Below are 11,570 nucleotides of genomic sequence, written 5' to 3'. Positions count from 1 at the left end.
CAGATATAAAATTAATTATTGCCTATTCATTAGCTATTAAAAAATAACCTTTTTTAATAACAACTAGTGAACAACTGGCTACCTTAAACAACTGCTGTCAATTTTTGATAGTAATGTTTGGGGTAGCCATTTTTGTCGTGATAATGTAAATGCATAATGAAATTTTGGGGGTGTACCGTTGAAAATCATTGATTTAACATTGGAACTTTACGATGGTCTGGTTACAAATAATGATTTATCTGCAATTGGGATTAAAGATGAACCCCTTGAACATAAGGGAAAATATTCACATCCTAAAGGATTCCGATCTAAGTTGATTTCTTTTTCTGACCATAGTGGGACACATGTCGATGTGCCATCACATTTCTCTGAAAAAGAGGAGTCGGTTGAAAACATTAATCTGAAAAAAATGTTTGGGGATGCCCTCATACTTGATGTAAGCATGTTGAAAGCGGCACATGAACCTGTTACGAAAGATTTACTCGAAGAGGCGGAACGCAGGCAGGGAGTTTATGTTGAAAAAGACGATATTGTCCTCATCAGAGCCTGGGGGAAATCATGGGGGGAAGAAGGCTTTTTTGAAGCGCAGGCCTTAGATGATAGTGTGGCCCAATGGTTTATTGAAAAGCAAATACATATCGTAGGGGTGGATTTGCCCAATGCCGATTTGTTCCAGGGTTCAGGAAGTGGTATTCATCAAAAATTACTAAACAATGACATATATATCGTTGAAAATCTAGTGAATCTAGAAAAATTGCCTAAGCATTCTCGCTTTCTTTTTTTCGGGATCCCGTTAAAACTAAAAAATGCAACAGCCTCACCTATTAGAGCACTATCGATACTTGACTCTCAATTAATTTAAAGAGGTGCATACGAATGAGCGAAGGATTAACGTATTTCAAAGAAGTGTATGATGTGGTACCAGGCTGGGTGCAAAAAATGCACGATTATAGCCCCAATGCACTTGACCACTATACCAACTTACGCAGTAACATTATGGAAGAGGGAGCCTTAACGAAGAAGGAGAAAGATATATTACTAGTAGGCATGAATGCTGCGAGGTTGTATGAGCGCAGCATGGTTTATCATACAAAAGGGGCAATGGATGGTGGAGCAACGTTACCGGAACTTGTGGAGTACCTAATTGTTCCATATTTATATAATGGAACTGAGGCATTAAAAATGGGAATAAAGTCTTTGGAATATGCCCTTTCACTTAAAGGCATTCCATATCCCGAAGTAAGTGGTAATCAAGAGACAGCAGAAGAAATCCTGCTTTATATGATGGAGCTATTAGGTGATGAGGAGACGGAATACGTATCGAATGTTTTGAGTCTGGTTAGATCTGGAGACCAAAACTCCCTCAAAAATTATATATTGAGTGATTCAGTTGTTTCAAAAAAGCTAAAACATATCCTGATGACAGGGATTTTCATTACAGAATTAAAAGGGAAACAAGTAGAAGAATGGATGGAAGCGGCAAGAGAAAATGGAGCATCCGAAGAACAATTAGCGGATGTGGGATTTATTTGCTTATTGACTGCTGGAATCCCTGCTTGGTTTGAAGCTAGTGATTCATTAATTGAAAAAAAGTAACAGGATTGGTGGAGAAAAACATGACGAAAGTACATCAAGATATAGAAGCAGCTTTATCTTGTGTGAAGAATGGTCACACCTTAATGGTGGGTGGGTTTGGCTTGATTGGTGCCCCTCTTACATTAATTGATGGGTTGACCAAAAAGGATGTAGCAGGATTAACAGTCATCAGTAACAACTTAGGCGAAAAAGGGAAAGGATTGGGTATTCTCCTAAGCCAAAAGAAAATAAAAAAAGCAATCGGTTCGTATTTTACAAGCAATCGTGAAGTGGGCGAATTTTATCAAAGAGGTGACATTGACTTAGAGCTATTACCACAGGGGACATTAGCAGAATCCATGCGTGCTGGTGGTGCCGGCATAGGCGGTTATTATACGAAAACGAGTGTCGGGACCGATTTAGCAAAAGGCAAAGAAGAAAGGGAAATAAATGGGGTTACATATATTTTTGAACCTGCCATAAGAGCAAATGTAGCTTTGATCAGGGCCTGGAAGGCAGATACGCTTGGTAATCTTGTTTATTATAAAACGGCTCGAAATTTTAATCCGGTTATGGCAACAGCCGCGGATGTCGTAATTGTAGAAGTGGATGAAATTGTTGAACCTGGTGAACTCCCGCCAGAGGAGATTGTAACACCGCATCTATTCGTCGATGGAATTATTAAAGCAACGAAAATCCTGACGAAGGAAGGTGTCATAGATTATGAGTGATAAAGAACAAATGCAAAATTTGATAGCTAGACGAGCGGCAAAAGAATTGGCGGGTCCAAGTATAGTGAACCTTGGAATAGGTATTCCTACCTTGGTTTCAAAATATATTGATGACGAAAATGTTTTTTTTCATACGGAAAATGGATTATTGGGAGTTGCTGATGTAGAGGAGGATAAAATCGATCCCAATTTAGTTAATGCAGGCAAGTTGCCAGTAGGGGAATCGATTGGTGCATCATTCTTTAATAGTGCAGAATCGTTTGCCATGATCCGTGGAGGACACATTGATGTTGCTATCTTGGGTGTTTTGCAGGTAGGTCAGAACGGGGAAATTGCAAATTGGGCCGTACCTGGGAAAAATATCATGGGTGTTGGAGGAGCGATGGACCTGTTAGTGGGTGCCAAAAAAGTGATTGTGACAATGACACATACAAATAAGGAAGGGATAAGTAAGATTTTAAGAGAATGCACCTATCCCATTACATCAACTAGAAGTGTTGACATGATTATCACGGAGTTAGCTGTCTTTGAAGTTGTTGAAAAACAGTTGAAACTAATTGAATTAATGCCAGGTGTAAGTATCGAAGAAGTAAGAGCAAAAACAGAAGCGGATTTTATCTATTAAATTTTAAAAGGTGGATTAAATGAAAATACGTTCAGTTGATGTATACATTATTGATTTACCCACAATTCGTCCTCATCAGCTTGCCATGCATACGATTGTGGAACAAACAATCATACTTGCACGTGTCATGGATGAAGAGGGAGCGGAAGGATGGGCAGAAGTTGCAACAATAGGTGGTGCTTCATATGGTGAGGGAACTCCTGAGGCGATAAAAGTGAATATTGATAAATATATTACACCCCTTATTATTGGGAAAAATCCAGTCCATTATGACAAAATCATGCATGAAGTTTCTTTACATGTTAGAGGAAATAACTTCGCAAAGGCTGTTGTTGAATCGGCAATGATAGATTTAGTGGCTAGAAGGAGAAACATCCCTGCCTATGAATTATTCGGAGGGCAGATTCATAAATCATTACCGGTAGCTTGGACATTAGCAAGTGGAGATACGTATAAAGATATCGAAGAAGCGAAAGAATCCTTACACCAAAAACGTCATAATATCTTTAAATTGAAAATTGGCAAAGGTAATCCATATAAAAATGTGGAGCATGTATTGAAAATTATGGAAGCCGTAGGTGATCAAGCACGCATTACGGTTGATGTTAATCAAGCATGGGATGAAACAACGGCTACGTATTGCATTGAAGCTTTACAGGAAGGTGGGGTCTCCATGGTCGAACAACCGCTGCCAGCATGGGATAATGAAGGGATGTCAAGATTGACCGATCGTTTTAAGGTTCCGATCATGGCTGATGAATCCCTAAATACGGTTCAAGATTCTTTCCAAATAGCCAAACATAGAGCAGGTAATTCATTTGCTTTGAAAGTATGTAAGCATGGTGGAATGACTCAAACGAAAAAAGTGGCTGCAATTGCTGAAGGTGTTGGTTTTGGTTTGTATGGTGGAACGATGATTGAATCCTCATTAGGAACAGCTATTTGTGCACAACTTTATTCAACCATTCCCAAGTTTGAATTCGGTACTGAATTATTTGGACCGTTACTATTCAAAGATAATATAACGGTAAACCAAATTGAATATGAGAATTTTGAAATAATCATTCCGGATGGACCAGGATTTGGTATGGAAATAGATAAAGAAAAAGTAAAACATTTTTCAAGAGCGTTATTTGTAATATAAACTAGGAAGGGGGAATATGGAACCCTAACTAGTTAATGCAAGTTATCTTGAGAGGATGTAGTTTTATGGGACAACCAACACTATTAATTACGGCGTATGCAAAGGCACCACAGAATACGAGTATGTACGAAAATTATAAATACGCTGGTATGGTACTTGAAATCCATAAAGAAAGTCACATTATTATTAATGCAGAATTCACTTTTTTAACAACTTTGGCACAGGACTTTTTTAAGAGAATGATAGTTGGATTCAATTTTAGTAAAGATATTGATCCGTTAATAGAAAATATAAAAACCGACTTTTTAGCGCCATCACAGCAGTCAGTGATTGTTGCTTTAAAAATAGCACATCAAAGATATAAAGATAGTTTAGAAGTAAATAATGCTAATACTCGGGGGAAAGAAAATTGACCAATGTAGTTATTATTGACTCGGTTCGCACCGCCATTGGAAAATTAGGGGGATCATTAGAAAATGTTCCTGCTGATTTTCTAGCAGCAACTGTCCTTGATGAAGTTGTAAAGAGAGCGGATATTCCAAAAGAGATTATTGATGAAGTAATAATGGGCCAAGCGAAACAAAGTTCTGACGCATCAAATTTAGCGAGAATTGCTTCACTCCGTGCAGGTTTTCCGGTGGAAGTACCAGGTTATACTGTTCATCGACAATGTGGGTCTGGTATTCAAGCAATAAATTCAGCTAGTCAACAAATTCAAAGTGGTTTAGGAAAGATACTCATTGCAGGTGGAGCAGAATCAATGAGTACAGCTCCGTATTATATGAGAAATATTCGGTTTGGATTGAAATCAGGTAATGGGCAGTTATTAGACCCAAATACTGAAAGTCAGCCAGGTTCACAACCTATTGAAGACTACGGAATGTTAACAATGGGAATGACAGCAGAAAATTTAGTGGAAAAGTATTCTATTTCAAGAAAGGAACAGGACGAATTTGCCTTAAGAAGTCAAGAAAATGCAAGACGGGCTATTACTAATGAAATATTTTCGAAGGAAATCGTTCCCTATCAACTTAAAACGAAAAAGGGTGTAACCGAGTTTAAATTGGATGAGCATCCAAGGGAAACCAGTCTAGAAAAATTAGCTCAGTTAAAACCAGTTTTCAAAAAAAATGGAACGGTAACTGCTGGAAATAGCAGTGGAAGAAATGATGGTGCATCTGCTCTCTTACTTATGTCAGAGGATGAAGCCATGAGACTTGGGAAAGAACCAAAAGCAAAAATAGTAGCACAAGCAGCTGCAGGTGTATCACCGAATTTCATGGGGATAGGACCAGTGAACTCTACCTTGAAAGCGCTTCAAATGTCAGGCTTGAAATTGGATGATATTGATTTGATCGAATTGAACGAAGCCTTTTCTGCTCAAGCTTTGGCAGTAATTAAAGAATTGAAGCTTGATATGAATAAGGTGAATCCTAACGGTGGTGCTATTGCGATGGGGCATCCAATTGGTGCCACAGGTGCGATTTTAGCAACGAAAGCGATACACGAGTTAGAACGAACGGGAAAAAGATATGGGCTCATCACTTTATGCATCGCAGGTGGGCTAGGAATCACAACAATCATTCAAAATACTCAGATATAAACTAACATTAATATAAAAACTTATAAAAATTGGAGGAAGTATATATGAAGAATCAAAAAGTAATCGATGTTTATAATGGATTGGTAGTTAAATTTAAGGAATTAGTTAGTGAATATGAAATTGATCATAATGAATATCAAGCTCTTGTTGATTGGATGGATCAATTAGGCAGGTCAGGGGAAATTCCGTTGTTTATGGATGTTTTCTTTGAAACTCATGCACTTCAAGAAATGTATAAAAGCGTCAAAGGAACTGAACCAACTATTCTAGGGCCTTATTACATTGAAAATACGCCAGTCGTTCAAAATCCAGGAGTATTGCCACAACGTGAAAATGAACCAGGTGACTCCCTTTACTTTTCAGGATCTGTGAAAGATGTAAATGGAAATCCGTTGGCAAATACAAAAATCGATATGTGGCAGGCAGATGCAAATGGTGAATACTCATACTTCGCTGAAGGTATTCCAGATAATAATTTACGTGGTGTTTTTTATACAGATGCGAATGGTAATTTTGAAATTAAAACGGTTGTACCGGGTAATTATTCAATTCCAACAGATGGACCTTCTGGTCAGTTCTTAAAGTGGATTGATCACCATTCATATCGTCCAGCACATTTGCACCTGTTATTCCAACCGGAAAATGGTGATAGATTAGTAACACAAATTTATTTTGAAGGCGATAAATATTTAGAAAATGATGTTGCACAAGGTGTTCGCGGAAGCTTAATTACGAAGTTAGATAAACATTCCGGTGCAGAAAAAGGAGTGAAAAATGCTTATTTTACGGCTCATTTAGATTTTGAACTTAGATTACAAGACAAACCTGTTTTCAATAAAGCTATCGTGAACAACTAATCAATCGTAAGAATAGGCAGGCAAAGAATCTCGAAAAAAAGGTTAGTAAATATACCTATGAATCCAACGAAAGTGCCTAAGTGGGTACTGAAAATGAAAGAAGTTTGCTAATGAAACAACTCCACTCTTCACTATCTGATTTTTCCGATATTTTCCGAGCTCCTATATTGGAACTCGGAAAATACATTGAAAACAGATATTTTTAAAAAGGATGGGAGGCGGAACATGCGTAGTGTAGTTGCAACGGATATTATTGCTGTCAGTGAATTTAACCGCTTTCATTTACTTGTTTTTCTTTGGTGTTTTTATGCCATAGCTTTCGACGGGTATGATATTGCGATGTATGGTGTGGGTTTGCCATGGATGACCGATGAGTGGGATTAAACTATAGGCAGGATTGGCTCAATTCTCGCTCCTACTATAATTGCCTTTCTTCTGTCAACAGGCATGAATCCTAAGGTGGCTTTTGCTACATTTGCCCTACCAAGTATCATCGCAGCGATCGGTTATATTCTGGTACAAGAAAAACATGGATCTTTTGACAGGGTAGTCAAGGAGGATAATGAAGAGGTAGAATCAGAGAAGACTGTAACGATCTAAATAAATGATTCACAATTCTGAATACAATCCCTTGTATGTGTACTTTGCAACAAGGGGAGCTGATATTGCAGGAAATATACAAGCATTTAAATAGTAGAACGATGTACTAACGAGAGCAGTAGGTTAGGGGGAAAAATATTGAGCTCAGAATTAAAGGCAATAATAGAAGATCGCACTTCGGAACTGACAACGGACAGATCAAAAAAAGGAAAAACGAAAACTGTTCGATGGTTTATCTTATTTCTAATTGCTTTAGTCACTTGTATTAATTACATCGACCGTGCCATCATTTCGCTTGCGGCTCCGAATATTCAAGCCGATTTACATATAGATCCGGCTTTGATGGGAATCATATTTTCCGTATTCGGCTGGAGTTATACCTTCACCATGCTATTTAGCGGCTACTTTCTTGATAGATTTGGTCCAAGAAAGGTATATGCGGTTTCCCTCATATTTTGGTCTGTGTTTACATTCTTGGTAGGAACCGCGAAAAGTATATCGTCACTGATTACATATCGAATAGGGCTGGGTGCCTTTGAATCTCCCTCCATACCTACTAATGCCTGGTGTGTATCCGAGTGGTTTCCGAAAAAAGAACGGGCTACTGCAGTCGGGATTTATACGGGAACCCAATATATAGGGTTGGCCTTCCTGACTCCAGTTTTTACTTGGATTATCATATCCTTTGGGTGGAATTACCTTTTTTATATCGCTGGAATTATAGGGATTCTAATTGGATTGGTTTGGTATGGATTCTATCGCAACCCTAGGGAACATAAGCGTATTTCCCAAGAGGAGCTAGATTATATCAGAGAAGGCGGAGGAATGATCGGTACCGAAGAGCAGCATCCTTTTTCTTGGAAACGAATTGGTCAACTGCTAAAACACCGTCAAATTTGGGGAATGTTCATCGGACAATTTTCCATTCAAACTACTTTGTTTTTCTTTATGACTTGGTTTCCCTCCTATTTGATTGATGAAAAGGGAATGACGATGTTAAAGACCGGAATTTATGCAAGTATCCCATACATTGTAGCGATACTGGGAACTCTTATTGGCGGCCGATGTTCCGATTGGATGATAATACGCGGGTTATCAACCGGAATGGCACGTAAACTGCCCATTATTATCGGATTGTTACTTTCTTGTTTGATCCTCGGGGGGAATTATACGAATTCACCAAACATAGTCATCACCTTTATGGCAATAGCATTCTTCGGACAGGGGATGGCCTCAACTGTCACCGGTGCCCTTTTAGCTGATATTGCCCCGAAAGGCATGGTAGGCCTAACGGGTTCCTCACTATATTTTGTAGCCAACATTGGCGGGGCATTATCTCCGTTAATCGTCGGTTTAATCATTAATATGACACATTCTTATGCAGCAGCGCTAACCTTCATATCCGTAGTGGCCCTGATTGGCGCTTTTGCGTATATCTTCCTACTCGGAAAAGTCCAGCGCATAGAAATCACGGAATGAAAAAATAAAAGGAGAAAGGCGGAATTACATTGAAACTGAGTTTATGTACTACAGGATTTAAAGAATGGGATATAGAGGAAATAATAAATTGGCTGCTTCCATTGCAAGCGGATGTTAAAGGACTTGAATTATGGAATAAACATATCGAACGTTTTCAGGAGAAGCACGGACCACTGGACAAATTAGTCCAATTACTTGAAAACAATGATTTACAAATACCTTCCATTAGTGGATATACGACTTTTTCAAAACTCTGGAACCAAGAAGAACATCAAAACGAAATCAATCAAGCAAGAAAATTGTTGGATATGGCTCATCAATTAAACTGCCCATTAATACGGACGTTCGCAGGGCATATAGCATCTAGGAATGCCTCACCAGAGCAATGGTCGGAAACGGCTACCGAATTAAATAAATTAGGGCAAATGGCTGATCTCTATGGAGTGGATGTAGCAATAGAAATTCACTATGACTCCTTTGCAGATAACCTCGAAGCCATTCATAAGCTTTTAGAAGATATCAACCATCCACGGATAAAACTGATTTTCGATGGTGCTAACTTATACGTTGATCAATTAAATCCGAAGGAGGTATTGGAATCCATTTTCCCCCATATAAGCCATGTACATTTAAAAAATTATCATTACAATCATAAAGAGCGTTATAAAAACAAACCAGCACCCATTTTTAGTGGAGATGTCGACAATGTGGGCTTACTGGAAGAATTGAGAAAGAGCAATTATGCAGGCTTTGTTTCTTTGGAATATTTTGGTCAGGAAGGAATGCCTAACTTGCTTGCCTCATTGGAACAATGGAAACAACAACTGACATTTTGATTCAATGTATTTTAGGTATCTACTCGTTGGTTAGATAATTACTTGTATTGGTTCCGATTTCTTCAATTAAACAAGAAATTGCCATACGAAGAACAGATAACTTCTTTGTTGTTAGGGTATTGTAGGAAATCAAACTATTCAACAGTAGAAGAGTTAAGAATTGCATAAGATAAGACCTCATTTTGAGGTCTTAATTAGTCATTATCAAGGTCTTTATCAAGGAAGGAAGGCTTCTTTTCTTCTTTGATTCCTAATTTCGCCTTTATCTCTGATAAATCTCTTATTATGGTCTGTGTATTTAACCAAGCTGCAATGGAAGCAAAAATAGCCAAAACTAATACAATTATGATTAAAACATTAACCACCAATATCCCCACCTCAATAAATGTCTGGTTTTTACTAATCTTCCTATAAAACGATAGACGATATTAAAAAATATGTCTAAAACCACAATGTTTTAGAAGGGCTGTTTTCGTATAGATTGTTGTTTTTTCCACATTCTAATTGACCGTTGATATAATCCGTTTTATAGGAGGCGTTTAGTTATGTGGGAAAATGTATACGAAGGTTTCAACGAATTAACTAAGTCACAGCAAATGAGTTTATTTGAGGCATTAAAACAAGTTTTGTTTCCAGAAGAAACTAATAGAAAAGTCAAATCTATTAATAATACTTTGGTCTGAATATTGCACAAAATATTCTTTTTTCAACTTTTAGCCTCCTTCAAGGTCTAATCCTTTTAAACCCTTACTATTACGTTATGCAGCAATTGTCTCCGTTAATGAAAAAGTACTTTATTCTACAATCCGGCTCGTTTGTTTATTAAAATCACTTATATTTTACCATAAAAATGCAAGTGATTTGTTTTTATCCTGAGAGCAACAATCTTTTAGAAAACAGCCTTTAGAATATAGGCTTTCATTTTAAGAGCAAGATATACCAAAAATGAAGTCGAATATATTAGTATAAGAGGGGACACATTTACGAGGTTGATAAGGAGGGTGATTATGCAAAATCATGAGCTGGAACAAGTCATAAAAAATGCAGATAGGGCAATAAATAACGAGGACTTTGATCATTTAATGGATTTCTATTCAGAGGATGCAACTTTAGTTGTCAAACCTGGAACAATCGCAAAAGGCAAAGAAGAAATACGACGGGCATTTGTTTCTATTGCTGATTACTTTAATCATAGTTTAATCGTCAATCAAGAAAAGATGGCAATCATCGAAACGGGTGATACGGCATTGGTTGTGGCAAAAGCCCAGCTTAGTGCCAATCAAAAGAATGATTCCAAGTTCTCCATGGAAAGAACCGCGACATATGTATTTAAAAAAGATTCCATAGGTACATGGCGTTGCATAATCGACAACTCTTATGGTACTGAAATAATTGAAGAATTAAAGTAATGAGTGAAAGCCGCCGTATTAGGTGGCTTTTTCTTTAGAGATGACAAGGAAGTGATTAGTGTCGAAGCGGGAAGCTTTAAGCCTTTCCTTCAAAGTTCTCTAATTCCAAGAAATAAGTTGATCTAGTTAAAACTAGTGTAGAGATTGTATCGAATGATCTAAATGGATTTGCTAGATTAATTGGTAAAGAAGCATGTTACGAAGGCTTTTTTCTGCAACATGCTTTTAATCCTTTAAAGGACCATAACTGATGACACAACGCTTGCCACTTTTTTATCATTTTGAAATAATTCAGCGAGTACATAAGCTGTTTTTTTTCCGATTCGATCTACTTTTGCTTCAACATGTACGTCTCCTAATCCTACTGGCCGATGAAAGGTAGTATGTAAATCAATTGATGCGAAGGATTGTCCGATACTTAATTTTGAAGATATAGCATAAGCCATTATAATATCTGCGGCCGAAGTGACAAAACCACCCATTGCTACACCGTTACCGTTAATAAACTTTTCATCTACTTTCCATACACCTCTTGCTATTCCATCCTCTGCATAATTTGCTTCAATCTGTAACGTTAGATCACAATTCGGAGGTTGTTTCCCCTCCGTTATAACTTGTAAAAGTTCGTGTCCTTTAAGTGATTTCCCCATTAAATTGCCCCCTTTGAATAAGTTGAAACTATAATACAAAATATTCTAACATATATATTTA

16 protein-coding genes are annotated in these 11,570 nt (G+C 37.6%); 14 read left to right on the top strand and 2 right to left on the bottom strand.

Annotated features, from left to right (window positions below; all coding sequences use genetic code 11):
* Positions 1-178: 178 nt before the first annotated feature.
* From ACFWE9_RS23275 to ACFWE9_RS23220, 12 genes are all read left to right on the top strand, one after another.
* Positions 179-862 carry a cyclase family protein gene (locus ACFWE9_RS23275; RefSeq protein ID WP_230156635.1) on the top strand — a complete coding sequence of 228 codons (684 nt, stop codon included), beginning with the start codon at positions 179-181 and terminating at the stop codon, positions 860-862.
* A 14-nt stretch (positions 863-876) separates the two neighbouring features.
* Positions 877-1,596, top strand: a complete 720-nt coding sequence (locus ACFWE9_RS23270; protein WP_377359020.1) for a carboxymuconolactone decarboxylase family protein — start codon at positions 877-879, stop codon at positions 1,594-1,596.
* 20 nt (positions 1,597-1,616) lie between these two features.
* Positions 1,617-2,306, top strand: a complete 690-nt coding sequence (locus tag ACFWE9_RS23265; protein WP_230156633.1) for a CoA transferase subunit A — start codon at positions 1,617-1,619, stop codon at positions 2,304-2,306.
* Positions 2,299-2,931, top strand: coding sequence for a 3-oxoacid CoA-transferase subunit B (locus tag ACFWE9_RS23260; RefSeq protein WP_230156632.1), 633 nt, complete (start codon positions 2,299-2,301; stop codon positions 2,929-2,931). Before ACFWE9_RS23265 ends, ACFWE9_RS23260 begins: the two co-directional genes overlap by 8 nt.
* 19 nt (positions 2,932-2,950) lie before the next feature.
* Positions 2,951-4,075, top strand: coding sequence for a muconate cycloisomerase family protein (locus ACFWE9_RS23255; RefSeq protein ID WP_230156631.1), 1,125 nt, complete (start codon positions 2,951-2,953; stop codon positions 4,073-4,075).
* A gap of 65 nt (positions 4,076-4,140) precedes the next feature.
* Positions 4,141-4,488 carry a DUF3870 domain-containing protein gene (locus ACFWE9_RS23250; RefSeq protein ID WP_377359017.1) on the top strand — a complete coding sequence of 116 codons (348 nt, stop codon included), beginning with the start codon at positions 4,141-4,143 and terminating at the stop codon, positions 4,486-4,488.
* On the top strand, positions 4,485-5,678 hold the full coding sequence (locus tag ACFWE9_RS23245; protein ID WP_230156628.1) for a thiolase family protein: 1,194 nt from the start codon (positions 4,485-4,487) through the stop codon (positions 5,676-5,678). The genes ACFWE9_RS23250 and ACFWE9_RS23245 overlap by 4 nt, the downstream gene beginning before the upstream one ends.
* A 44-nt stretch (positions 5,679-5,722) precedes the next feature.
* Positions 5,723-6,535 carry a dioxygenase family protein gene (locus ACFWE9_RS23240; RefSeq protein ID WP_230156626.1) on the top strand — a complete coding sequence of 271 codons (813 nt, stop codon included), beginning with the start codon at positions 5,723-5,725 and terminating at the stop codon, positions 6,533-6,535.
* A 225-nt stretch (positions 6,536-6,760) separates the two neighbouring features.
* Positions 6,761-6,919, top strand: a complete 159-nt coding sequence (locus tag ACFWE9_RS23235; RefSeq protein ID WP_230156624.1) for a hypothetical protein — start codon at positions 6,761-6,763, stop codon at positions 6,917-6,919.
* Positions 6,920-6,994: 75 nt separating this feature from the next.
* Positions 6,995-7,135 carry a hypothetical protein gene (locus ACFWE9_RS23230; RefSeq protein ID WP_230156622.1) on the top strand — a complete coding sequence of 47 codons (141 nt, stop codon included), beginning with the start codon at positions 6,995-6,997 and terminating at the stop codon, positions 7,133-7,135.
* A gap of 138 nt (positions 7,136-7,273) precedes the next feature.
* On the top strand, positions 7,274-8,614 hold the full coding sequence (locus ACFWE9_RS23225) for an MFS transporter (RefSeq protein WP_377359014.1): 1,341 nt from the start codon (positions 7,274-7,276) through the stop codon (positions 8,612-8,614).
* 29 nt (positions 8,615-8,643) lie between these two features.
* Positions 8,644-9,450 (top strand): sugar phosphate isomerase/epimerase family protein, encoded by an 807-nt coding sequence (locus ACFWE9_RS23220; protein WP_377359012.1) that lies wholly within the window; start codon positions 8,644-8,646, stop codon positions 9,448-9,450.
* A gap of 194 nt (positions 9,451-9,644) precedes the next feature.
* Here the strand turns inward: ACFWE9_RS23220 and ACFWE9_RS23215 are convergent, their stop codons facing one another.
* Positions 9,645-9,815 (bottom strand): hypothetical protein, encoded by a 171-nt coding sequence (locus tag ACFWE9_RS23215; protein ID WP_230156616.1) that lies wholly within the window; start codon positions 9,813-9,815, stop codon positions 9,645-9,647.
* Positions 9,816-9,995: 180 nt separating this feature from the next.
* Between ACFWE9_RS23215 and ACFWE9_RS23210 the strand changes: the two genes are divergently transcribed.
* Complete coding sequence (locus ACFWE9_RS23210) at positions 9,996-10,133, top strand: hypothetical protein (protein ID WP_377359010.1); 138 nt, start codon at positions 9,996-9,998, stop codon at positions 10,131-10,133.
* A gap of 324 nt (positions 10,134-10,457) precedes the next feature.
* A complete protein-coding gene (locus tag ACFWE9_RS23205) occupies positions 10,458-10,859 on the top strand; it encodes a YybH family protein (protein ID WP_230156614.1) in 402 nt (133 codons plus the stop codon).
* Between the two features lie 233 nt (positions 10,860-11,092).
* Here ACFWE9_RS23205 and ACFWE9_RS23200 read toward each other — a convergent pair whose 3' ends face one another.
* Positions 11,093-11,509 (bottom strand): PaaI family thioesterase, encoded by a 417-nt coding sequence (locus ACFWE9_RS23200; protein ID WP_230156612.1) that lies wholly within the window; start codon positions 11,507-11,509, stop codon positions 11,093-11,095.
* Positions 11,510-11,570 lie beyond the last annotated feature (61 nt).

This window comes from Peribacillus sp. NPDC060253 (assembly GCF_042727425.1).
Lineage (GTDB): Bacteria > Bacillota > Bacilli > Bacillales > DSM-1321 > Peribacillus.
Note: the sequence above shows the minus strand (reverse complement) of the source record. Positions and strands in the feature narration are given on the sequence as shown.

Coding starts and splice junctions, on each gene's coding strand:
- ACFWE9_RS23270 (WP_377359020.1), top strand. CDS start 877: ATGAGCGAAGGATTAACGTATTTCAAAGAAGTGTATGATGTGGTACCA.
- ACFWE9_RS23265 (WP_230156633.1), top strand. CDS start 1,617: ATGACGAAAGTACATCAAGATATAGAAGCAGCTTTATCTTGTGTGAAG.
- ACFWE9_RS23260 (WP_230156632.1), top strand. CDS start 2,299: ATGAGTGATAAAGAACAAATGCAAAATTTGATAGCTAGACGAGCGGCA.
- ACFWE9_RS23255 (WP_230156631.1), top strand. CDS start 2,951: ATGAAAATACGTTCAGTTGATGTATACATTATTGATTTACCCACAATT.
- ACFWE9_RS23250 (WP_377359017.1), top strand. CDS start 4,141: ATGGGACAACCAACACTATTAATTACGGCGTATGCAAAGGCACCACAG.
- ACFWE9_RS23240 (WP_230156626.1), top strand. CDS start 5,723: ATGAAGAATCAAAAAGTAATCGATGTTTATAATGGATTGGTAGTTAAA.
- ACFWE9_RS23235 (WP_230156624.1), top strand. CDS start 6,761: ATGCGTAGTGTAGTTGCAACGGATATTATTGCTGTCAGTGAATTTAAC.
- ACFWE9_RS23210 (WP_377359010.1), top strand. CDS start 9,996: ATGTGGGAAAATGTATACGAAGGTTTCAACGAATTAACTAAGTCACAG.
- ACFWE9_RS23205 (WP_230156614.1), top strand. CDS start 10,458: ATGCAAAATCATGAGCTGGAACAAGTCATAAAAAATGCAGATAGGGCA.
- ACFWE9_RS23200 (WP_230156612.1), bottom strand. CDS start 11,509: ATGGGGAAATCACTTAAAGGACACGAACTTTTACAAGTTATAACGGAG.